The following is a 24,093-nucleotide window of genomic DNA, read 5'->3' on the forward strand; positions in this document are numbered from 1 at the left end:
CGACTATATCTTGTCTATAAGCTTGAGCTTAAGCCTAAACGGAAAGTAAACCCAGGGCTATAAATGCGATTTACTCGCTCGTATTGCTCACCCAGCAAGTTTTCTAAGTAAACTGTCAATCCTAAATTACCGGCTACAGGAATGCGACCACTAAAATCTAAGTTGAAATAGGATGGGGCAAAATCTGTAATTTGGTCTCCAGTTCTATTAAACAAGGCTCGACGCGCACCACTGTTGTAGGTCATATATAAGTTAGCTTGCCAACCAGAATTTTGATACCCAACACCAGCTTGGAGTAAGGAATAGGGAATTAAACCCAACTGTAAGCCTCTTTCTGAGCCTGTTTTAATTTGAGCATCTGTGTAGGTGTAGTTGAGAAAAGTTGACCAGCCAGAGTTGAGTCTGAGTTGTAAGGCTGCTTCTAAACCATTGGTATCTACTAGCCCAATATTTGCCCAGCGTCCGGCTACAATACCGAGACGATTATCGATACTGCTGCCGAAATAAGTAAACTGTCCAGTCAAATTCTCGGCAAATTTGACATCTACTCCCGCAGTCCAACTCGAACCGGTTTCGGGGTCTAAATCAGGGTTTGGTTCCCAACCATGTACTGTGTCATAAACATATAACTGGTCTAGTCCGGGGTTGCGTTGTCCGCCAGCCCAACTTCCGCGCATTGCTAGTGTGGGGGTAAGGGCATAACGCAAGCCGACACTTGGATTAAGATAGTTACCAAATTCTGTATCAAAACTCTGTCTGAGTCCTAAATCTAGTTGGAAATTTTTAGTAATATTCCAACTATTGACAGCAAATAAAGCTGTGTTTAATAAATCTCGGTTTTCGGTTTCATTATTAGCAATACGCTGTGGGCTGGTACTGAAAACATCACCGTTTAAGTTAGTATTTTTTAAATCTAATCCCCAGCGTAATTTATTACTTTGGCCTAATTGCCACTCATGGTCTACTCTGGCTGAAAATTGTTGTGTATCTAAAGCCCCTGTGCGATAAAAGTTACCTGTTGGCCCGTAGGTACTAAAATAGTTCTGATTGTAACCAATGGTAGTGGTTAAATTAGAGCGATCGCCATTTCCTAACCGAGCTTTCCAAGATAAACCAACATTCAAGCCATCATGGTCTAAACGGTCTCTTTGTAGCGGGAAACCAAAATAAATTAAACCGCGACGGCTACTCAATGCAGTCACATCTAAATTTAAAGTATTGCGCGGATTTAAATCTATGCCGATGTTACCAAAATAAGTACTTGTTGCTGTATCTGCATTGAATAAAAAACCTTGGGAATCTCTATTGGCTGCACCTAAAGGCACACGATAACGGTTATCGGTAAAAAATCTTTCAAAACTGAAATTATATCTCGCCGCCCCAACAGAACCACTAAAACTAGTCTGTTGATTATTTAAGCTTAAGGAGCCATATTCCACACTACCAGTTAGTTTTGGTTTACCATAACCTTCTTTGGTGATAATATTCACAACTCCACCAAAAGCTGAGGAACCATACAAAGTAGAAGCGACACCGCTAGATAATTCGACTCGTTCAATTGATTCGACAGGAATGCTATTTAAATCAGTTGTGCCGTGATAAGTATTGATATTATTATTAATCGGTCTGCCATTAATTAAAAATACAGACTGATTAATTGAGGCACCACGATAATATGTGCCTGTGTGAATATCTGCGCCATGACCAACATCATTAATCGCAAACCCAGGTAATCTTTTTAAAACATCTGCAACACTAGTAGCACCTTGTTTTTGAATTTCTTCTTTTTCAATTACATAAACAGGTGTAGAGCCAGATAAAGTATCTTGTTCCCCAATAACTTCTGTAGAGATATCTGCATTATCAGCAGGTTGGTTTTCGATTTCTGGCTGAGTTTCTGGTTTAAATTCTATATCATTCTCATTACTCGTTTCTTGAGTTAGTAATTCAGCACGAGTAATCGGTAAGTCAATGTCTTTTAAGTCAGAAATAGTTGAAGTTACCGGAGTTAATTCAGTATCAGTTTGCTGTTGAGTCTCAGTATCAATGGCTTCAGCAGGTAGAGTTATCAGTAAGTTTGGTAAAGCAACTAGTAACCAACAATTTTTTTTCACTTCTTGTCTCACACCAAGTAACAATAATCACTGCTAGGTATTGTTACTGTTACTGTAAAATTTTGTCAAAAGACATTTTGTCATATTTCTCCTCAAAGATTCATAAATCAAGCAAATATTAGGGTTAGAGATTATTGGTCTGCAAAATTTATTGAACATAAGAAAAAACTAGAGAGTAATCACAATTACTCTTCTAGTTAATTAACTTATTCATTAATTAAAACCTAACAGTAGGAATTATATCCAAAGCCGAAGCCACCATAACTACCAAAACCACCATAGCCTGCACTAAATCCAGATAGTGCTGAATAAAAACCACCTTCCAGAGATAGTATTTCTTGGCTATTTAGCCCGTCAAGAAAGCTTTCAGAATCATGAAACAGTTCATAACCAAGAATATTAGAGACGTTGTATACAATGTCTCTACAACAACGGATAAATTATCTGTTGATGAGGTGGAATTAACCTATTTGGATTGCAAGTTGAACTTCTTGTTGCAAGCGATGGAGTAAATCTTTGGTTCTCTCGTAGGCAATTTTTTGGTTTTGGTTTTCAAAGTACTCAGATGCTTTGTTTAAATCTGCGATCGCTCTTTGATTATACCCCAGATAATACTGAGCTATACCGCGATTCAAATAAGCTTGACCATTACTCGGATCTAGCCTAATCACTTCCGAAAAATGATTGACGGCGGCGTTGTTATCTCCGTTACGACCACAGACACAACCAAGGTTAAAATAAGCTCGGTAGTTATGAGCATTGAACCGAATCGCTAAACTAAAGTCTTGCATTGCTGCATCTAAATTATGCAACTGAAAATGGGCTAAACCTCTATCGTTGTAAATATCTGCAAACAAGACATTAGCTACTGGCGAAATTTGTGTTAGCGCCAAATTAAAATCAGTGATGGCAGAGGTGTGATCACCAATTGCGTTATGAGCTACACCCCGATTATAGTAGGCGCGAAAATCTTGGGGTTTGTGCGCGATCGCTAAATTATCATCATCAATCGCACTGAGATAATTACCTTGTCTGTAATGAGCTAATCCGCGATTCAGATAAGCTTCTACATTATTTGGAGAAAAATTTATTGCTTGTGTACAATCAGCGATCGCTTGATGGTAATCTTGTAAATAAAGATAAGCAAGACAGCGATTACTGTAGGCAACGGCAGTTTTTAGGTTCTGGGTAATTGCTTGATTAAAGTGAACTATAGCTGCTTCATAATTGCCTTGCTGCATCTGTAACACACCTAAATTAACAGACTCGTTAGAGAAACTTTGAGCCAGTGATGTGTGTGGAAATGAAAACTGACTAGCAAAAGTCAAAGAAAACACAACTAGCAAACTTAACAAAAACCGCCAAAAATTAGTCATAATTATCATCGACAATTTCGGCAAAACAATATAATCTGCGGGGCTAATTGTCCCCGCAGTTTGTAAGACTATACTAATCTATACCCTACTTCCAGCTTTTGTCTGCTTGTGCTAATACGTAAGCAGCAACATCTTCAATTTGATTAGATTTTAGACGACCTTTAAAAGCAGGCATGGCATTTTTACCATTGGTTACTTGAGCAATAATGGCCTCTGGTGAGTTCATACCGTACTTTTCTAAAGCATCTTTTTGCAAGTTCTTGTTAGCTTGAACTAGGTTTTTACCACCTGCATGACAAGAAGCGCAATTAGCACTAAACACTTTAGCGCCATTATCGGTGTCGGCTGCTAAAGCTGGGGTGCTGAAGGCAAAAGTGAAGATAGCAATGCCTAACAGCAAAACGGAAATAACTTTTTTCATGGAGTGTTCTCTCTGAAACCAACGTACATTTCGGACGATATCATTCATAATTGTCAATTGATAAAATTCCCTTCGTCAAAAGACAGACTGTCAAACTTCGCTGTAATGATTGTGAACAGCAAATTTCATCAGTTAAGAAAAAATCAAATAAAAATAGGCGATCGCACTCTTGCTATACTCACAATCAGTATGCAATTGGTTGCAGATTAAGCCGCACTTTTATCGGGCAGAATGTTACATAGCTTCAACAATAGGGAATTCTAGATTTAACAGACAAATTAAATCTATATAATTCCTCAAATTAGAATGAACTCACAAAATCAAAATATTCAACCAAACAATATTAAGAATTGTCCTGTTAATAGCAACACAGATTCTACAGATTTTACACCCCAATCTACAGAGCAACAATTACAACAGCTACAAAACAAACTTCTATTACTAACCCAACACAACCCTTTACCAATAATTGAGTGGAATACAGCTTTTGAAGTCACCGAATGGAATTTAGCGGCTGAAAGATTATTTGGTTATAGCAAGAATGAAGTTATCGGCTGTAACATCACCGAATTAATTATCCCAGATAATGAAAAAATAAAAGTTAGTGCAATGATGCAGTTATTATTGCACCAGTCAGAAGCAAAGAATATAAATCTCTATAAAAATGTCACAAAAGCTCAGAAACTAATTATTTGCGAATGGGTTAACATCCCTATTTTTGATTTAAAGGGTCAGGTAGTTAGTATTGTTTCAATTGTTCAAGATGTTACACAAATTAAGAGTTTTACACAAGTTATACGCGAACAAGAAAAAAATTATCAGTCAATTTTAGATGCTATTACCGATATGGTGTTAGTTAAGGGGGCTAACTCTCGTATTATTTGGGCAAATAAAGCTTTTCGTGATTATTACGGTATGACAGTGGAAGAACTACGAGATTTGATTGATGCCCCTTTTAACGAACCAGAGAATACACTCCAATATATTAAAGATGATGCTTATGTATTTGAAACAGGAAACACTTTAGAAATTCCGCAAGAACCAGTGACAAGGTATGATGGAGAAGTACGCTTATTTCATACGATTAAATCTGCCATTCGTAACGAACAAGGTGAAGTTGTGATGACAGTAGGTGTATCTCGTGATGAGAGCGATCGCACATCATCTGAAAAAGAAAAAGCCAAACTATTAGCAATTATCGAAGCTGCACCAGATTTTATTAGTACGGCTGATTTAACTGGACAAGTTCTCTACTTTAATAAAGCTGCTCGCAGAATGTTGGGACTGTCAGAAACAGAATCATTTCAAGGCAGAAATTTATCCCAAAATCATCCCCAATGGACAAATGAAATCATCCTCAATCAAGGCATCCCGGAGTCAATTCGCTGTGGTAATTGGGTAGGAGAAACAGCACTTTTAGGTGGAGACGGTAAAGAAATTCCCCTTTCACAACTGATACTTGCTCACAAATCATCTGATGGAAAAGTTGAATATTTATCCACAATTGCCAGAGATATTAGTGAAATAAAAGCTGTGGAAGAATGTCTACGACAAAAAGCTCAAGATTTAGAAAAAGCACTCAAGGAATTGCAATATACCCAAGCGCATCTGATTCAAAGTGAAAAAATGTCATCTATTGGTCAATTAGTCGCCGGGGTTGCTCACGAAATTAATAATCCCACTAGCTTTATTTACAGTAATATCCAACCAGCTAATGAATATATAAAAAACTTATTAGAGCTAATAAAACTTTATCAAGCATGTTATCCTAATCCTGAAAAAGTTATTCAAGACCATATCAAAGCGATTGACTTAGAATTTTTGATAGCAGATTTGCCTCGATTATTTTCCTCAATGAAAATAGGCGCAGAACGAATTGCACAAATTGTGCTTTCCCTACGCAATTTTTCGCGGATGGATGAAGCCGAGTGTAAACCTGTAGATATTCATTCTGGTATTGATAGCACTTTAGTAATTTTGACACATCGCCTCAACGCACAACACAACCGTCCGGCGATCGCAGTTATCAAAGAATACGGCAACTTACCTTTAGTAGAATGTTATCCCGGACAGTTGAATCAGGTTTTTATGAACATTTTAGTGAATGCTTTAGATGCTTTAGAAGAACGAGATCAACAACGTTCTCTCGAACAAATCCAAGAAAAACCTAGTACTATCCGCATTCAGACTTTTGTATCAGATACACAACATATTGTCATTCGGTTTATTGATAATGGGCCAGGTATTCCAGAGAACTTACTCAAACGTTTATTTGACCCTTTCTTTACAACTAAACCTGTGGGTGTGGGTACAGGATTAGGTTTATCAATTAGCTACCAAATCGTTGTAGAAAAGCACAAAGGGAAACTTTCTTGTCTATCCACACCAGAACAAGGTGCTGAATTTCAAATCAAAATTCCCATCCATCTTGGGCTATCGTAGTCAATACAATTAACATAACCCGCGATCGCCACTGTCTTTTTAGGATTATCCTCACTTAACTTAATGGTAAAATTATTGCAATTAATTATCATTAATGTGAGCAATTTCTGACAATGACGATTACTTTAAGTAGTCAAGACTACAATGAACTTTTAAAAGCAAGCAAGGAAAATAGTACTTCATCCCCAGGTTTAGAAGCAGATGAATATCTTGATCACATGCCCAAACAGCTTGGTCGAGGCTACTATCGCACAATTGAAGTATACCCTCAACTTTGGTTATGTATTTTTGATAAAGAGTATCATCATGATATTGTGCTGAAAACCCCAATTAACCATCATCCTTTGCAATTTCATGCCTTAGCTTTAGGGATGTATACAGATACTTATGGGCAGATGGGGAGAGAAAATAGAAATACCTTTATTTCTGGTGGTGGAATGCAGCAAAAAATTGATGTTTTCTATCACCATTCCCAAAGAATTTTGGGTGTTGACATAGAAATGCCGCCACATTTATTGAAGACTTTTTTTCCTGGAACAGATGGAGAAATACTGCCTCAATTAAAATTTTTGGCAAAAGAAAGCGATTGGCAAACACTACTTTACTCTCCAACTCATTCAGCCATTCAAAGTGTTGTAATGCAAATTATTAACTGTCCCTATCAAGGCGTAACTAAGCGGATGTATTTACAAGGTAAAGTCATAGAATTAATGGCTTTGCAATTAACTCCTTTTTTAGAAGACCGCACAGTAAAGCAATTACCATCACGATTAAAAAGAGAAACTATTGCCAAAATTCATCACGCTAAAGAAATTTTACAAGCGAATTTGGAGAATCCGCCGTTATTGTCAGAATTGGCGCAACAGGTAGGCGTGAGCGAAAGTACTCTGCAAAGAGGATTTCAGATGCAATTCGGTACAACTGTGTTTGGCTATTTGACAAGTCAGCGTATGGAACAAGCGCATCATTTATTACAGAATAGTGATTTTACAGTGGCGGAAGTAGCTAATATTGTCGGCTATTCTCATTTAGGACATTTTGCAGCTGCTTTTAAGCGCAAGTTTGGCATTACACCAAGGGAATGTAGTTTAGGTCAAAAGCTGGTTTCGGGACTATAAGACTGTTTTGGGATAGACTCAATTAGTTCTACTCTTTTACACTCTGTTTGTTGGTAATTAAGAAATATACGCAATAAGCAGGATTCTTTTTAGGGGTGTAGGGAGTAGTATGAAAAGTTGGTGTTCTGCTTCTAGCAGCAAGGGTTTGGCATTATCACTGAAAATTTACCTGTGGTTGGTAGTTGGTGGAGTCGGGATCATCTGTAGTGTATGCCAACCTGTACAGGTATTGGCATCAGAAAAACAGCAAAATACCATTCAAAGCACGAGGGAGAAAATTTTACTGGCTCAATCAACTGTACTAATTACAGGAGTGAAGGCAAATCTAACAGATAAAGGCGTGGAGGTGATTTTAGAAACAACCCAAGGGGAACAATTGCAAGTCACAAACCGTAGTGAAGGTAATAGCTTGATTGCAGATATCTCTAATGCTCAGTTGCGTTTAGCATCAGGAGAAGCTTTTACCTTTCGTTCCGAAAAGCCGATTGCGGGAATTGCTGAAATAACGGTTACTAATATTGATGCTAATAGTTTACGTGTAATGATAGTGGGTGAAACAGTTCTACCTACAGTTGAGTTATTTGATGGAGATGAAGGCTTAATTTTTGCTGTAGCATCTACAACAACTGCGACACAACCACCGCAACCAGCCACCCAAACACCACAGGATGAACCAACAGCGCAACAAGATGAACCTATTGAGTTGATAGTCACAGGGGAACAAGAGCAGTATTTCACACCGAATGCGACGACAGCCACAAGGACAGATACACCGATTTTGAAAATTCCCCAATCAATTCAGGTGATTCCGCGTCAAGTTTTGGAAGAACAGCAAGTAACCCGCCTAGAGGATGCTTTAAAAAATTCTAGTAGTGTTGTCTACAACGGTACAGATACAGGTAGTGATTTAAACTACAGTATTCGGGGATTTGACCAAGCACCTGTATTGCAAAATGGCTTTCGTCAATATGATTTTGCGGAGATTCCTGAAGTCGCCAATATAGAACGCATTGAGGTGTTAAAAGGGCCAGCATCGATACTGTATGGCGAGATTCAACCTGGAGGTTTAATTAATGTCGTCACGAAACAACCTCTATCGGAACCTTTTTATCAAACTGAACTACAATTTGGTTCGGATGGCTTGATTCGTCCACAGATAGATATTTCTGGGCCTTTAACAGATGATAAACGCCTACTATATCGGTTGAATGCAGTTTATTCGCGGCGAGATGGGTTTCGTGATTTTGATCAAGAGTTTAAGCAATTTTTCATTGCACCAGCGTTGACATGGGAAATTAGCGATCGCACTAAGTTGGCTTTTGATTTACAAGTCTCCAACCGCGAACAACCTTGGGATTCGGGTACAGTGGCTTTTGGGAATGGAGTTGTTGATACTCCGCGCAGTAGGATTTTCAATGAACCCGATGATTTTCTGCGGCGTGATTTCTTGAGTCTAAATTTCTCTGTAGACCACAAATTCAGCGATAACTGGTCAATCCGCAATGCTTTCCGCTTTACAGATTCTACAGTTTTCTCTGATAAACTCAGCATCTTTCTGGGATTTGATGAAACAACTGGCGAACTCCAGCGAATATTTGCCTTAGATGATTTCAATTCTCGCAATTACGCCTTACAAACCAATGTTGTTGGCAAATTTACCACTGCTGGACTCAAACACACTTTACTATTTGGTGCAGATTTGAGTCGCACTAATACCAGTCGCTTTGCTTTAGCTAACTTTACCTCATTCCCTATCAATGTGTTCAATCCCAGCTATGGCGTAAATCGACCAGACTTTGATACGCTGCTATTTGACCGCGATTCGGAAAGCGATCGCTTAGGAATTTATCTGCAAGATCAAATTGAAATCTTTGAACAATTAAACCTGTTGCTAGGCTTGCGCTATGAAACAGTAGCACAAAGAAACGAGAATGTGCCTGCTTTATTCTATCCAGGTGGTGATACAACTCAAAATGATTCTGCCTGGACACCTAGAATCGGTGTAGTTTATCAACCAATTCCCAATATTTCCCTCTACGGCAGTTATTCCCAATCATTTAACCCTAGTGTGGATGACATCGGTGCAGATGGCAATCCCTTAGAGCCTGAACAGGGAGAAGGATTTGAAGTAGGGGTAAAAACAGAACTATTAGGCGGGAGTTTGTTGGCGACGTTAGCTTATTTTGACGTTACCAAGCAGAATGTCGCTACCGAAGATCCAAATTTTCCTGGTTTGGGTATTTCCATCGCCACCGGCGAACAGCGTAGCCGGGGTGTAGAATTCGACTTAGCAGGAAAAATTTTACCTGGCTGGAATGTTATTGCTTCCTACAGCTATACGGATGCCACAGTCACTCAAGATAATACTATTCCTGTAGGAAACAGGTTGACTGGGATTCCCCAACACCAAGCCAGTTTATGGACAACTTACGAGCTTCAAAGCGGGAGTTTGCAAGGATTGGGTGGAGGAATCGGGATTAACTATGTTGGTGAACGTCCGGGAGATTTGAATAATAGTTTTACCCTAGATAGCTATTTCCTCACCAATGCAGCAGTATTTTACCGCCGCGATAATTGGAAGTTTGCGCTTAACTTCCGCAATCTATTTGATGTGGAATATACAAACAGTCGGGGGGGATTTGGTAGCCGCACAAATGCAGGTATTCCCGGCGAACCATTTACAGTTGTGGGTTCAATTTCAGTGAGTTTTTAGGATGAGGGGGTAGTAGTGCGATTATTACTGTTACAGCAGTTTTCATGTATTTAGACTACTAGCGTGGCAAGGCTAAAGTAGTGCATTAGATTGGAAAAAATTAACCGCAGATGAACGCAGATAAACGCGGATAAAATCGATTTTTTAATGCAACATTTAAGGCTTGTCACGCCACTACAAGCCAGTATCTTGATTTCTTTGTACCTTTGCGCGGCAGTCGCTTCAAGTCGGGGAACCCGACGACAGTTGCTACAACGGAGGAAACCTCCGCAACGCACTGTCTCCCCAACGCGCTGCCTTACATTTGCGTGAGATAAAAAAATGTGGTTCAATTACCTGAAAATCGCTGTAAGTTGTTTGATGTTTCTCTCACTTTTAGGTTGTCATCGCCAACCGCCTGACATCCCATCTTCAAGTCGCATACCCAGAGGTGATTGTCAAACAGTGCGACATCTGGGGGGAGAAACGCGGATTTGTGGACAACCACAACGGATTGTGGTTCTCAATCCCAAGATGTTAGATATTGTACTTTCATTGGGTGTGCAGCCGATTGGCTACGCGGAAATATTTAGCAATCGTCGCGGTGATTTTGATCGTCCTCAAGAACAGATTCCCTATTTAGGCGATCGCATCACCCAACCAATTACTAACCTGGGGATGAGTAGCAAACCATCCCTAGAAAAGATCATCAGACTCAAGCCAGATTTAATTTTGGGGGATATCGGGGGAAATCAGCAACAGTATAGCCAATTATCAAAAATCGCTCCCACATTGCTATTTGAGTATGTTGGTAGGGATAAATGGCAAGATTCTCTACAAGCGATCGCTCAAGTATTAGGACGCACTAATCAAGCTAAAAAAATCATAGCAGCCCATCGCCAACAAATAGCAACAACCCGTCAAGCATTAGCAGGTGTTGTCAAAACCTATCCAAAAGTCCTCATGGTATCCTCAGAACAACTCAACTCATCAATCAATCTAGTCACTTCTCTAGATTTTTGTGGGGGTTTATTAGAGGATATTGGATTTAAACTAGCTAGAGTTTCCAACTCTACACCAACAAATATTACTCAACCGATTTCTATAGAAATATTACCCCAACTTGATGCTGATTTAATCATTGTCCAAGGACATAACATTGTTGAGTTAAGCAATATAAAAAATATAAATACTTTTACCAAAACTCAATTACAATCTGTGCAGCAATCTTGGCAAACAAACACCCTTGCTCAGTCATTACGTGCGAGTAGAAACAACCGAGTCTATTTTATTCCTACTTATATTTGTTTAGGTTTACCTTCACCAAGTGGTACACAAATTACTCTTCAATCTTTACAAGAGCAACTATTACCCTTGGCTAAAACAGTGAATCAAAATTAACTCTTACCAGACTCCAACTCACGTCAACCGTATATTATTAAGATATGCGGGTTTTTTCAAAAATTAAATAAGAATCCTATAGTTAGCTTTCCAGTGCTTCCAGCCAAGCGTGTAAATCAGCCATACTCGTAAAATCCAGCAAAGCCTCACCCAGATTTTCCAATTGTTCCAACGCCAGGGATTCAACGCGCTGACGTACTTCCTGTGGTAATTCTCCTACTCTACGGAATAATAGACGCAAAATGAGCAATTTTTCACCTTCTTCACGTCCTTGTTCCTTAATTTCACGATAAACCCGTGTTTCTTGCAGTGTAATACCCAACATCTGCTCTACCTCCCTTTGGCTTTTACCTTCAAACTTGTACACCATGATCGTCACCAGTAACTCTATTATGGCGCGATTTTGGGATTGAGAATTTTCCTGCTGACTTCTAGCTAGTAAATACCTTGCTTCTTCGGTTGCACGATTTTCTTCTAGGGTAGTCAACACCATCAACCCAACCCACACAGGTAAGGAGCGAATATCACCCAACTCATCTAAATATATCCGATTTACCTGGGGGCTATTCAGTTGACTGAGATAAGGATTAATATCAGTTTGTTCTAAACTACGGGATGGGTAAATTATCACGATTTGCAAATTACTAAACCTGTCACGGTTGCGGTAAAAGTACAAATACGATTCTGCAAATACTCTTTCGTAGAGTCTTTCGTCCTTTTGAAACTGCACTTCACAGAAATACACTACACCCGGATTTGGATTTTGTGGCGGTAGAAATACCCCATCAATTTCAAACTTTGGTTCTTTAACCGCTACCGAATCAAATATATATTCATCTGCATTACTTGGTGGGTTCGCCAATAACGCAAATAACAAACTAGGGGATTGTTGAAATAATTTATAAAATATCGAATCTCGACGCATAAAGTATTCTCAGCACTGCCATATCATAACGTTTTGTTATGATTTTACATAAACGTGTTATCTAAATAACCTATAAATTACCATTTTGGGATAAAAATTTGCTGTTTTTGGATAGAAGCCACATATCAAAAAATAGTAAGCTTTATATATTTTGGTCAATTGCTGTTGTAATGACTAATTAGAAAAAATCAATTCCTAAAGTTCAACGCAGACAATGACATCTAAATTTCATCAATTTCCAAATCAAATTTCTCCCTTACAGCGATTACTGCGATATGGACAAAAATATCGCGGACAAATTTATCAAGCTTCTACCTATTCTGTAATTAATACTGTTTTAGATTTAGCACCACCTTGGTTAGTTGGGATTGCTGTAGATATATTAGTGCAGCAACAAGGTTCTATATTTGCTAAATTTGGTATTAAAGAAGTAGTATGGCAATTTGCACTACTTTCATTAATTACTATTATTATTTGGGTTTTTGAATCACTTTCTCAGTATGCTTATGACCGGCTTTGGCGGAATGTCGCGCAAAATATCCAGCATAATTTACGTTTAGATGCCTATAATCACTTACAACAATTAGAATCAGCTTATTTTGAAGACAGCAGTACTGGCGGTTTGATGTCAATTCTCAGTGATGATATCAACCAACTTGAAGATTTTTTAAATGGGGGAGCAAATGAAGTTATTCAAGTCACAACTTCCTTGATAATTTTAGTGGTTGGTGCGTTTTTCATTTTACCAATTAACATTACTCTGGCAGCAATGTTACCTATGCCCTTTATTCTTTGGGGTTCATTTCTATATCAAAAACGGCTGGAACCTTGTTATGATGATGTTAGAGAAAAAGTTGGTTTTCTTAATTCACGTCTAGCTAATAATATTAGTGGAATTACCACAATTAAGAGTTTCACAGCAGAAAATTATGAAAATGCCAGACTTGCAGAAGAAAGTGAAGCCTATAGAAAAAGTAATGTCAAAGCAATTAAGCTTTCTGCTGCTTTTATTCCCTTAATTAGAATGTTAGTTTTAGCTGGTTTCACTGCTTTATTGTTTTTGGGAGGAATGGCCGCTTATGCACAGAAAATATCTATAGGTAATTACAGCGTTCTACTAGTACTTGTACAGAGATTACTGTGGCCGTTGGTGTTTTTAGGAGAAACTTTTGATCGCTATCAACGAGCAATGTCCTCTACTAAGCGGGTGATGGATTTGTTAGATACTCCTATCCAAATTACTACGGGAGATGTGCCTTTAGTTGTGGAGAATGTGAGGGGTGAGGTTGATTTTAAAAATGTTACCTTTGCCTATCGTAATAGTGAAGAGATTATTAAAGACTTATCATTACATATTCCTGCCGGAAAAACTATTGCTATTGTTGGTTCTACTGGTTCGGGTAAAAGCACTTTAGTGAAATTATTATTGCGTTTTTATGATGTTTCTACTGGTGCAATTACTATCGATGGGATTAATATTCAAAAATTGAATTTGGATGATTTGCGTCGTAGTATTGGCTTAGTTAGTCAAGATGTCTTTTTATTTCATGGTACGGTAGCAGAAAATATTGCCTACGGTACTTTTGATGCAAAGGATGAAGCCATTATTAATGCGGCAAAAGTAGCTGAAGCTCATGATTTTATTATGCGGCTTCCCCAAGGTTATGAAACGATAGTTGGAGAAAGAGGACAAAAGTTATCTGGAGGACAACGCCAACGTATTGCTATAGCTAGGGCTGTTTTGAAAAATCCGCCGATTTTGATTTTAGATGAGGCGACATCTGCGGTAGATAATGAAACGGAAGCAGCTATTCAACGTTCTTTAGAAAAGATTACAGTAAATCGGACGACAATTGCGATCGCTCACCGTCTTTCTACCATTCGCCACAGTCATTGTATATATGTAATGGATCATGGCCAAATGGTCGAGCAGGGTACACACAAAGAATTAATCGCCCTGAATGGAATTTATACTAGTCTTTGGCGCGTACAGTCTGGACTTTAATTATATGTGGTTATAAGTTACAGATTAACTAGGGTGTAGGTGTGCAGAACCCTTACACCCATTCTTGTCAGACAACCTTGGGCGTAAGTCTTGTTATTGCTTCGCGGCTAAATTTTTCAGGTTCTCTTCTGTAACGCGACAAATTCGCCAATCATCTAAGATACTGGCTCCCATACTCCGGTAAAATGCTTGTGCTGGCTCGTTCCAATCCAGGACACTCCATTCTAAACGTCCACAATTTCGCTCGACAGCAATTTGCGCTAGTTTAGTTAACAGTGCTTTACCAATACCCTGACGGCGATACTCTGGTAAAACAAATAAATCTTCGAGATAAATTCCTGGCTTGGTCAGAAAGGTGGAATAGTTGTAAAAGAACAAGGCAAAACCTACAGCCTGTCCTTGATATTCTGCCAAGATGGCTTCGATATATTTTTGTTCGCCAAATAGATGCTCTTGGAGTGCTGCAACATTGCCAGTAACAGCATGAGATAATTTCTCATACTCCGCCAACTGTTTAATTAATTGAAATAGTACGTTGCTATCAGCAGGTTCAGCAAAACGCAAAATTAAATCGGTCATTTGTCATTTGTCATCAGTCCATAGTCATTAGTCCATAGTTAATGGGCTGTAGTCAAGAGCAGGGGAGAGGTGACAGGTTACAGGGGACAGGGTACAGGTTATGGGTTATGAAGTGGTTTATCAGGTTCAGATGTCTAAGCCACTACAGCTATCACTTTTGACTTTTGACTTTTAACTTTTAAATAAGCCAACCCTTCAAGCGTTTTGCGATGTGGGGACGGCGTAATTTTCTCATGGCTTTGCTTTGAATTTGGCGGACTCGTTCACGGGATAAGTTGAACATATTGCCAACTTCTTCTAAGGTGCATGGTTCGCTGGTTGTCAGTCCATAGCGCAAAGAAATTACGTCTTTTTCTCGTGGGGTGAGTACGTCACCTAAAACTTCCCAAATCTCCTGGCGCATCATGTTTTCATTCATTTTGGCTTCGGGAGAAAGGTTGTCTTCATCTTCTAATAAGTCCATCAATTCGGTGTCTTCTTCTTTTCCGACGCGATGGTTGAGGGAGAGGGCTTGGCGGCGTAGTTGTTGTAGTTGGCGTAGTTGTTGAACGGTCATTTCCAAGGAAGCGGCCATTTCTGCTTCTGTGGGGTTATGACCAAGTTTTTGTTTGAGTTCGCGTTGCGCTTTTTTAAGTTTGTTAAGTTTTTCAACAATGTGAATTGGTAAGCGAATTGTCCTGGCATCATTAGCGATCGCTCGCGTAATGGCTTGGCGAATCCACCAATAAGCATAAGTAGAAAACTTATATCCTTTATCGGGATCAAATTTTTCTGTAGCGCGATTTAATCCCATTGCCCCTTCTTGAATTAAATCTAGAAAAGGTACTCCGCGATTTAAATATCGTTTGGCAATTGATACCACTAGTCTGAGGTTTGAGCGAATCATTTTGCGCTTCGCTACTCGACCTTGATATAAGCGGCTTTCTAGCTGCTTTTCTGTCATATCAAACTGGGCAGCTACTTGGGCTTTGGTTGGTGGCTGTCCGAGTTCGACTTGTAAGGCGACTTGGATGTCTCTGAATTCTTCTAAAAATCGGACTCGCCGCGCTAATTCAACTTCTTCGTCTGGTTTCAGCAGCGGATAACGTGCCATTTCTTTAAAAAATGCACCTACGGCATCATCATGCTCAGTTTTGTTATATCCTGAAGGTCGCGCTGCCGCCATTTCATCCCCATCCCGTTCCTCTGGTTCGAGATTTTCTACTATTGGGGATTCTTCTTCTACCAATATTTCTAAACTTTCGAGTAGTTGTTCTTCTGTATCGGCAGCAGTTTCTAATATTTCCATTGTTCCCAATTCAGCAATATTCATAGTTTCCTTTAGGGATAGTTGCTTTGTTTGGTACATAATTCCTTGACAGCTACTCGTTTGTGGCTTGGTAGTTTCCCCTTAGAAACAAATGCACTTTTTTGATTACCAAGTAAAAGTTTCTACTAATCACTTAGCAAAACTAAAAAATTCTTTTCTAGCTGTCCTGTTTTATTCCTGCTAGATCAAACCCTTTACAAATATTGGTGATTGCACCTCAAAATTATTGTCTCAGGTTCTAACAGATATACTTCTTATTTTTTGATTAATCCCTAAATCTGTCAAACGCCCTCAACCATTCTCAACCTTAACAAATATAAAAGAACCCAAGTAATTATTCTCATTTCTTAAAAAATCCTATATTTTTATAAATTTTTTCGGCTTTATGGGCAGGAATTAATCTCGAAACTAAAGTCTTGATTTTGATTTTATTTGGATTTCATAAAATTTTCTAAAGGTCACAATTTCAGTACTTTAATTGGCTGAAATCAATTAGTTGTATAAAAGCATCTCATATACACCAATAATTGAATATCTACCAATGGGCGGAAAAAGGCTATGCCATATTTAGTAAATCGGCAAATGATTTCATAAATAGTCAGATATATATAGTAATCCGGTTTTATTTTTGAAAGTACCTTTGCAGATGGTGAGTGGGGAGTAGGAAAGAGTATTGTTAGAGCGTAATTTTTTTCAGAAATCAAATATGAGTCCTATCGATGGTTTTTATGGTAAATGGTCTTCAAATATTTATTGCACGTATAGCTAAGTTTGATTTGTCTAGTAGGTTACATAACGGGAAACTTATCAAGTATCATGAGGAATAAACGTATTGCGAAACACACTTTACTTTTTACAGAGAAAAAGACTAAATTCTTGAGAGCTAGGTGAAGGGATAATAAATTCCTGTCAAGAAAAAACAACAAATATGTATATTAATGACTTAAATTTACAAAATTTAGTAGTTGCCGAGCCAGGGGAATCATATCAAGCCCAAAAGGGAAATCGTTACGTTGAAGTTTTGGTAGACTGTCCAGGCGCTACCGGGTTATTTACATACCGTTTACCACCGCAGTTAGAAGTAAAATCAGGGGATATATTAACTGTGCCATTTGGCGCACAACAGTTAGGCGCGATCGCTATTCGGTTGTTAAGCACACCTAATATTGATCTAGCGCCAGACAAAATTCGAGAAGTCGAAGATGTGGTGAGTGTGGGGTTTTTCCCCAGCCATTATTGGGAATTATTAAACCGCGTCGCAGCATATTACTACACACCCTTAATTCAGGTGATTCGGGTGGCTTTACCGCCGGGATTATTAGGGCGGACTCAACGCCGGATTCGTTTAACTAATACCCAAAGCCAATCTCATCAAGCTTTTCTCAGTCCAGTAGCGCAGCAGATTTTACAACTGTTGCAAACTCAACCATCAGGGGATTATAGTTTTGCGTATATTCAACAAAAAGTCAAGTTCACCTATCGCGGCGTGCGGGAATTGTTGCGCTTGGGTTTGGTGGAAAGTTATTTAGAAGCCCCCAGACTAACGCGCCCCAAATTACAAAAAGCTGTCACATTAATAGATAGTAGCGATCGCGATTTAACTCAGCGTCAACGAGAAATCATCGAAGTTTTGCGCCGCAACGGTGGGGAATTATGGCACAGTGAACTCTTGCAAATTTGTAATGCTAGTTCTTCCATCCTCAAAACCTTGGCACAAAAGGGTTACATCGTGATTGAAGAACGGGAAATTTTACGTGCTGAACAAAGCCCGACATTAACACCAGACCAGCCAAAATTATTAAATCCTGCCCAGGCTAATGCTTTAGCAAATATACAATCATTAAATAAATTTGCTCAAGTCTTGTTGCATGGCGTAACAGGTTCCGGCAAGACAGAAGTATATTTACAAGCGATCGCACCATTATTAAATCAAGGTAAATCAGCCTTAGTCTTAGTCCCAGAAATTGGACTCACACCCCAACTCACCGATAGATTCCGCGCCCGGTTTGGTAACAAAGTCGCCGTTTATCACAGCGCCCTTTCCGAAGGCGAACGTTACGATACTTGGCGACAAATGCTGACAGGGGAACCGCAAGTAGTCATCGGGACACGGAGTGCCATTTTCGCACCCTTACCCAACCTTGGTTTAATCATCTTAGACGAAGAACACGACAGCAGTTTTAAGCAAGATTCACCGATCCCCACCTACCACGCCCGTACCGTCGCCCAATGGCGTGCCGAGTTAGAAAACTGTCCCTTGGTTTTGGGTTCGGCTACACCGTCGTTGGAGAGTTGGGTGAGTATGGGAAGGCAGGAGGGGGACAAGGGGACAAGGGGACAAGGGGGACAAGGGGGACAAGGGGGACAAGGGGGACAAGGAAGAAACGATGTTTCAACTACCTTGTCTACCCCCTCTCCCTTGTCTCCCCTCTCTCAGCACTCAGCACTCAGCACTTTCTACTTATCATTACCAGAACGCATCAACTCCCGCCCATTACCGCCGGTGGAGGTGGTGGATATGCGGCTGGAATTACAGCAGGGAAATCGGTCAATATTTAGTCGCAGTCTGCAAGAGGCTTTGACACAATTACAGGAAAGAAGACAGCAGGGGATTTTATTTATTCATCGCCGGGGACATAGTACTTTTGTGTCTTGCCGTAGTTGTGGCTATGTGATGGAATGTCCGCACTGTGATGTGTCCTTGGCTTATCACCATGCAGAAGAAGGTGCGCCCCAATTATTGCGATGTCATTACTGTAATTATGTGCGATCGCATCCCAAATTCTGTCCCGATTGTAGTTCGCCTTACTTAAAATTCTTTGGGAGTGGAACCCAACGTGTCACCCAGGAATTAGCCAAACAGTTTCCCCAACTGCGGTGCATCCGGTTTGATAGCGATACCACCCGCAACAAAGGCGCACATCGTACCTTACTAACTCAGTTTGCCAACGGTGAAGCCGATTTATTAGTCGGGACGCAAATGTTAACCAAAGGTTTGGACTTACCCCAAGTCACACTGGTGGGAGTTGTGGCGGCGGATGGACTGCTGCATTTATCAGACTACCGCGCCAGTGAACGGGCTTTTCAAACGCTTACCCAGGTGGCGGGACGTGCGGGGAGAGGTGATGATGCAGGGAGAGTCATTGTGCAGACTTACACCCCAGAAGATCCAGTAATTGCCGCAGTCTGCACCCACGATTATCAATCTTTTTGTCAAACTGAGTTAGAAAAACGGCGTGACCTTGATTATCCACCTTATGGCAGGTTAATTTTATTGCGTCTCAGTAGCCTTGACCCCATCCAAGTGCAGAATACTGCTCAAATTATCGCCGCAAACTTGAGTAACAACGAAGACTTTGAAATTCTCGGCCCTGCACCAGCCGGGGTAATGCGAGTAGCGAACCGTTATCGCTGGCAAATCTTATTAAAATTTAACCCTGATGAATTACCCCAGTTACCCAATTGGGACGAAATCAGAGAGTTATGTTGTGATGGCGTTAGCTTGACTATAGACGTTGATCCCATGAATATATTATGAGGTTGGGTAGTTATGAGTTGAATTATGGTGAAAAGAGTAGCGATCGTTGGTGCTGGCCCTAGCGGAGTCCTACTGGCTCACTATTTACTACATCGTCAAGAAAAATATCAAATCGATATTTTTGATTTTCGCAGTGATCCCCGCACTGTCGGCTTTTCTAAATCGCGCACCTTTTCGATTGTTCTTAGTCAACGCGGGATCAATGCTTTACAGCAAATTGAGGGACTGAAGGAAGCTGTAAAAGCCATCAGCTTAGAAACTAATGGAGCCGCACTGCACCAAAGGAATGGTAAAACACGGGTATTAAGTAGAAAGTACTCACAGTTAACCCTGGACAGAACGAGCTTGGTGACTAAATTATTAGAACAGTTGACTATCAAAGGCAGCAATCAAGTTAATTTTCACTTCAATCATGAATGTACACAAGTAGATTTTGCTGCTAAACAAGTGAAGTTTAAAAAACTTGATACTGACACAGCAATCACCGTTGATTATGACTTATTAATTGGTGCAGATGGGGCGCGTTCTGTAGTTAGGGAAGGTTTTCTACAAACAGAGAACTTTCAGTGTGAACAAAATTATGTTGTGAATGACTACAAATCTTTTTTCTTGCCACCATTAGACCCTAAATTAGGCATTAACTGGCAAAAAGGTAAAGTCCACTCTTGGCGGTTAGATAACAGTATAAATGTTTTATTAGTCTATCAAATGGATAGTAGTTGGAGTGGTGTAATCATTTTTCCGCACAAAGATAAAACCATTCCTGAACTGACTACCAAACAAGATGTATTAAACTATTTTCGCCAAAACTTTCCAGAAGTTGCCCAAGTATTACCAGAATCAGAAGCGGAAGATTTTGCTAATAGACCTGTATCTAGAGTGCTAACTGTGCGCTGTAACCGCTATCATCACGGTGATAGTGTTTTGTTGATTGGAGATGCGGCACATGGAGTTTCACCATCTCTCGGACAAGGTTGTAACGCCGCTTTGGAAGATGCAAATATTTTTAACCAAATTTTAGATGAATGTGCTGATAATTTAGCCGTGGCTGTGGAAAAGTTTAGTCTTCAACGTCAAGCTGACGGAATTGCTTTAGTAGAATTAAGTGATTACGCTTTTCCTACCTCGAAAAAGTTATTTGTTGAGTTGTTATTCAGGAATCGTCTGAGTAAATATTTCTTTCCTATTTTTCCCAAATTCTTCTTACCTTCGTTATTTGAATTGGTGGCTGAAGGCAAACTTTCCTACTCAGAAATTCTCAACTTATATCAAGATTGGATAGGGAAAGTTAAAAAATCAAATCAACAAATTTTGGCAAAAATGTAACAGGACTTACGCAGAATCATGAAAAAACGAACCACAAAGGGCGCATAGACGCAATAGCGGCTTCCCGCAGGGTAGGACACGAAGTTAAGAGAATTCGAGAGGGTTTTTGCGTAAGTCCTATGTAAGTTGAAATATAAGTAGTGGCGTGTCAAGGCTAAAATGTTGCATTAAAAAACTTATTTCATCCGCGTTTATCCGCGTTCATCTGCTGTTAATTTTTCCAATCTAATGCACTACTTTAGTCTAGACAGTCCACTACTGGCTTCTTGATCCCCCCTAACCCCCCTTAAAAAGGGGGGAATGCTTCAAAGTCCCCCTTAAAAAGGGGGATTTAGGGGGATCAGAGGATTGGTGTATACATAGTAGCCCTTGTCTTGATTACTCACATAAATGGCTACAAAAAGTTAAAAAATTTGCTGCCACCAGAAAAAGCAAACTACCCTGGGTGATAGGGCTATCTTGAGGTGTTGTGATGACTACTCATCTACCGATTAATGCGCTTGCAGACACAGATGTGAACCCAGCCCATGAGATTGTAGATCAACACACTACTGATTGTTGTATTGTGGGTGGCGGCCCGGCTGGGGTGGTTTTAGCTTTTTTGTTGGCGCGTCAAGGTATATCTGTGATGTTGCTAGAGGCGCATAAAGATTTTGACCGCGATTTTCGGGGAGATACAATTCATCCTTCGGTAATGCAAATTATGGAGGAATTGAATTTAAGCGATCGCCTATTACAATTACCTCATGCTAAGATGCGGCAAATTCAAGTTAAAACTCCGCAAGATACTTTTACTCTGGCAGATTTTAGTCACCTAAAAACAGATTATCCCTACATTACAATGTTGCCCCAGGTAAAATTTTTGGAGTTCATCACCCAAGAAGCGCAACAATATCCAAACTTTAAGTTAGTGATGGGTGCGAATGTTCAAGAACTCATGACAGAAAATGGGGTAGTTACAGGAGTACGTTATCGGGGTGGTGGTGGTTGGCACGAAGTCCGCGCTATGCTGACAGTTGGCGCAGATGGTCGTCACTCGAAGTTAAGACAAATGGGAGAGTTTGCATCTATTGAAACTTCTCCACCAATGGATATTCTCTGGTTTCGCTTACCCCGCCATCCTGAAGAATTTGCTGGGGGAATGGGGCGTTTTGCGCCTGGACATATTGTAGCGATGCTTGACCGTGGTACAGAGTGGCAAATTGCTTATGTAATTCCTAAAGGCGGTTATCAAAAACTGCGGACTGCTGGTTTGGAAGAGTTAAAGAAATCGATTGTGGAAGTTGTGCCAGAATTAAGCGATCGCCTGTATACTCTTCAAGATTGGTCACAAGTCGCTTTTTTATCGGTAGAATCAAGCCGTGTTAAACAGTGGTATCGTCCAGGGTTGTTACTCATTGGTGATGCTGCTCATATTATGTCTCCAGTTGGCGGTGTCGGAATTAACTACGCCATTCAAGATGCAGTCGTAGCCGCTAATGTTCTCAGTCAACCTCTGCAAAATCACCAAGTCAAGCTGAGTGACTTAGCTAAAGTTCAGCGTCAGCGAGAGTTACCGACACGCATTATTCAAGCATTTCAGACATTTATTCAAAAGCGAGTATTTGCGCCTGTATTGTCTGCTAATCAGACTTTTCAGCCGCCAGCATTGTTACGCTTACCAATTTTGCGCGATTTACCCGCTAGATTAATTGCTTTGGGTGTGTTTCCGGTTCATGTGAAATAGTTATAGCGTTTCTCGGTTGAGTGCATTACAAGTAGATAGGGGATAGAGGCTAGATGAATGTACCTGATTGGAATTAACAACGCTATAGACCTCTTGCACAAATAATTGAACACTCCAAATAAATAAATTCAAGAGTTATCTTTTGCGTCTTTGCGTGAGCTTTTACATAGTATTAGCAACACTAAAGTATTTATCCCGATACGGTTCAGTTAAGGTGATGAGAGTTGATTTCTTAATTTCTGCTCTACCTATCAGACAATGAACAAGATTTGGGGGATTCTCCCCCAAGCCCCCGATGGGGGGACGGTTGCGTCCCCCAAACCCCCTCCAAAATCATTCTTTCGTTTTTTGCCAAGTCATTATTTGTTGGTTTTGTTTTCTTATCTGAACTGTATTGATTTAAAGGATTTTCATTCGTTCTAGGCCTATTAGGTTTCAATCCCTAATAGGGATTAGTTTGAATTGCAATTCTAGAATTGTCTGCCCCGGCTACATCGTCACTGATAGTTTCAATCCCTAATAGGGATTAGTTTGAATTGCAATTGACTTTGGGTGGTTCACTTAATGGTAAAAAAGTCTGGGTGGTTTCAATCCCTAATAGGGATTAGTTTGAATTGCAATAATGAATCAATTCAGTCTTTTGAATATGAAGTCAAGTTTCAATCCCTAATAGGGATTAGTTTGAATTGCAATTTGCTGGTAAAGCTTCACCAGATTTACAAGCATGTTTCAATCCCTAATAGGGATTAGTTTGAATTGCAATCACCGATGCCAGGCAGCGTACTCTGCTATCTAGTAGTTAAGTTTCAATCCCTAATAGGGATTAGTTTGAATTGCAATATATTAAAAGAGTAGAGAGGGGAGCAAACAAATGGTTTCAATCCCTAATAGGGATTAGTTTGAATTGCAATTCGATGTCAGATGGTGCAGGAAATAAATTGGTGGATGTTTCAATCCCTAATAGGGATTAGTTTGAATTGCAATTTTTATTTGGTAAGCTGTTCAGCATTTAAATTGTGTATAATAGAAAGCTGAATTAAGTAAAAAAAAGGAATAATGCCAGCAAAAAATCATTTAACTTCTCAGCAAATAGAGAAACTACAAAAAGCCTTAAAACTGGA

14 protein-coding genes and 1 CRISPR repeat array are annotated in these 24,093 nt (G+C 39.8%); of the genes, 8 read left to right on the forward strand and 6 right to left on the reverse strand.

Annotated features, from left to right (window positions below; all coding sequences use genetic code 11):
- Nucleotides 1–14 precede the first annotated feature (14 nt).
- The 3 genes from H6G75_RS16545 to petJ all read right to left on the reverse strand — a co-directional run bounded on the left by H6G75_RS16545 (nucleotide 15) and on the right by petJ (nucleotide 3,911).
- Nucleotides 15–2,114 (reverse strand): TonB-dependent receptor domain-containing protein, encoded by a 2,100-nt coding sequence (locus tag H6G75_RS16545; RefSeq protein ID WP_190981116.1) that lies wholly within the window; start codon nucleotides 2,112–2,114, stop codon nucleotides 15–17.
- Nucleotides 2,115–2,575: 461 nt separating this feature from the next.
- Entirely contained in the window at nucleotides 2,576–3,490 is a 915-nt protein-coding gene (locus H6G75_RS16550) for a tetratricopeptide repeat protein (RefSeq protein ID WP_190981117.1), read from the reverse strand.
- A gap of 85 nt (nucleotides 3,491–3,575) precedes the next feature.
- The gene (petJ, locus tag H6G75_RS16555; RefSeq protein ID WP_190981132.1) at nucleotides 3,576–3,911 is read right to left on the reverse strand and encodes a cytochrome c6 PetJ; all 336 of its coding nucleotides are present in this window, start codon (nucleotides 3,909–3,911) and stop codon (nucleotides 3,576–3,578) included.
- Between the two features lie 306 nt (nucleotides 3,912–4,217).
- On the opposite strand from petJ, the gene H6G75_RS16560 reads away from it, so the two are divergent.
- The 4 genes from H6G75_RS16560 to H6G75_RS16575 all read left to right on the forward strand — a co-directional run bounded on the left by H6G75_RS16560 (nucleotide 4,218) and on the right by H6G75_RS16575 (nucleotide 11,564).
- Complete coding sequence (locus tag H6G75_RS16560; RefSeq protein ID WP_190981118.1) at nucleotides 4,218–6,353, forward strand: PAS domain S-box protein; 2,136 nt, start codon at nucleotides 4,218–4,220, stop codon at nucleotides 6,351–6,353.
- Nucleotides 6,354–6,466: 113 nt separating this feature from the next.
- Complete coding sequence (locus H6G75_RS16565) at nucleotides 6,467–7,471, forward strand: AraC family transcriptional regulator (RefSeq protein WP_190981119.1); 1,005 nt, start codon at nucleotides 6,467–6,469, stop codon at nucleotides 7,469–7,471.
- A gap of 109 nt (nucleotides 7,472–7,580) precedes the next feature.
- A complete protein-coding gene (locus H6G75_RS16570; RefSeq protein ID WP_190981120.1) occupies nucleotides 7,581–10,184 on the forward strand; it encodes a TonB-dependent siderophore receptor in 2,604 nt (867 codons plus the stop codon).
- A gap of 321 nt (nucleotides 10,185–10,505) precedes the next feature.
- Nucleotides 10,506–11,564, forward strand: a complete 1,059-nt coding sequence (locus H6G75_RS16575; RefSeq protein ID WP_190981121.1) for an iron-siderophore ABC transporter substrate-binding protein — start codon at nucleotides 10,506–10,508, stop codon at nucleotides 11,562–11,564.
- A gap of 82 nt (nucleotides 11,565–11,646) precedes the next feature.
- Here H6G75_RS16575 and H6G75_RS16580 read toward each other — a convergent pair whose 3' ends face one another.
- A complete protein-coding gene (locus tag H6G75_RS16580) occupies nucleotides 11,647–12,489 on the reverse strand; it encodes an Rpn family recombination-promoting nuclease/putative transposase (RefSeq protein WP_190981122.1) in 843 nt (280 codons plus the stop codon).
- A 214-nt stretch (nucleotides 12,490–12,703) separates the two neighbouring features.
- Here H6G75_RS16580 and H6G75_RS16585 point away from each other — a divergent pair, with 214 nt between their 5' ends.
- Nucleotides 12,704–14,494: an ABC transporter ATP-binding protein gene (locus tag H6G75_RS16585; RefSeq protein ID WP_190981123.1), complete on the forward strand. Its 1,791-nt coding sequence runs from the start codon at nucleotides 12,704–12,706 to the stop codon at nucleotides 14,492–14,494.
- 93 nt (nucleotides 14,495–14,587) lie between these two features.
- Here H6G75_RS16585 and H6G75_RS16590 read toward each other — a convergent pair whose 3' ends face one another.
- Both H6G75_RS16590 and H6G75_RS16595 read right to left on the reverse strand, forming a co-directional pair.
- Nucleotides 14,588–15,073 (reverse strand): GNAT family N-acetyltransferase, encoded by a 486-nt coding sequence (locus tag H6G75_RS16590; protein WP_190981124.1) that lies wholly within the window; start codon nucleotides 15,071–15,073, stop codon nucleotides 14,588–14,590.
- Between the two features lie 178 nt (nucleotides 15,074–15,251).
- On the reverse strand, nucleotides 15,252–16,421 hold the full coding sequence (locus tag H6G75_RS16595) for an RpoD/SigA family RNA polymerase sigma factor (protein ID WP_190981125.1): 1,170 nt from the start codon (nucleotides 16,419–16,421) through the stop codon (nucleotides 15,252–15,254).
- Between the two features lie 889 nt (nucleotides 16,422–17,310).
- On the opposite strand from H6G75_RS16595, the gene priA reads away from it, so the two are divergent.
- The 3 genes from priA (at nucleotide 17,311) to H6G75_RS16610 (ending at nucleotide 22,972) form a co-directional block, all read left to right on the forward strand.
- The gene (priA, locus tag H6G75_RS16600; protein WP_190981126.1) at nucleotides 17,311–19,920 is read left to right on the forward strand and encodes a primosomal protein N'; all 2,610 of its coding nucleotides are present in this window, start codon (nucleotides 17,311–17,313) and stop codon (nucleotides 19,918–19,920) included.
- A 24-nt stretch (nucleotides 19,921–19,944) separates the two neighbouring features.
- Nucleotides 19,945–21,246 (forward strand): NAD(P)/FAD-dependent oxidoreductase, encoded by a 1,302-nt coding sequence (locus tag H6G75_RS16605; protein ID WP_190981127.1) that lies wholly within the window; start codon nucleotides 19,945–19,947, stop codon nucleotides 21,244–21,246.
- Between the two features lie 472 nt (nucleotides 21,247–21,718).
- On the forward strand, nucleotides 21,719–22,972 hold the full coding sequence (locus H6G75_RS16610; RefSeq protein ID WP_190981128.1) for an FAD-dependent oxidoreductase: 1,254 nt from the start codon (nucleotides 21,719–21,721) through the stop codon (nucleotides 22,970–22,972).
- A gap of 432 nt (nucleotides 22,973–23,404) precedes the next feature.
- A CRISPR array of direct repeats spans nucleotides 23,405–23,956; the repeat unit is 37 nt; unit sequence GTTTCAATCCCTAATAGGGATTAGTTTGAATTGCAAT.
- The last annotated feature ends 137 nt before the right edge of the window (nucleotides 23,957–24,093 follow it).

This window comes from Nostoc sp. FACHB-280 (genome assembly GCF_014697615.1).
GTDB lineage: Bacteria > Cyanobacteriota > Cyanobacteriia > Cyanobacteriales > Nostocaceae > Nostoc_B.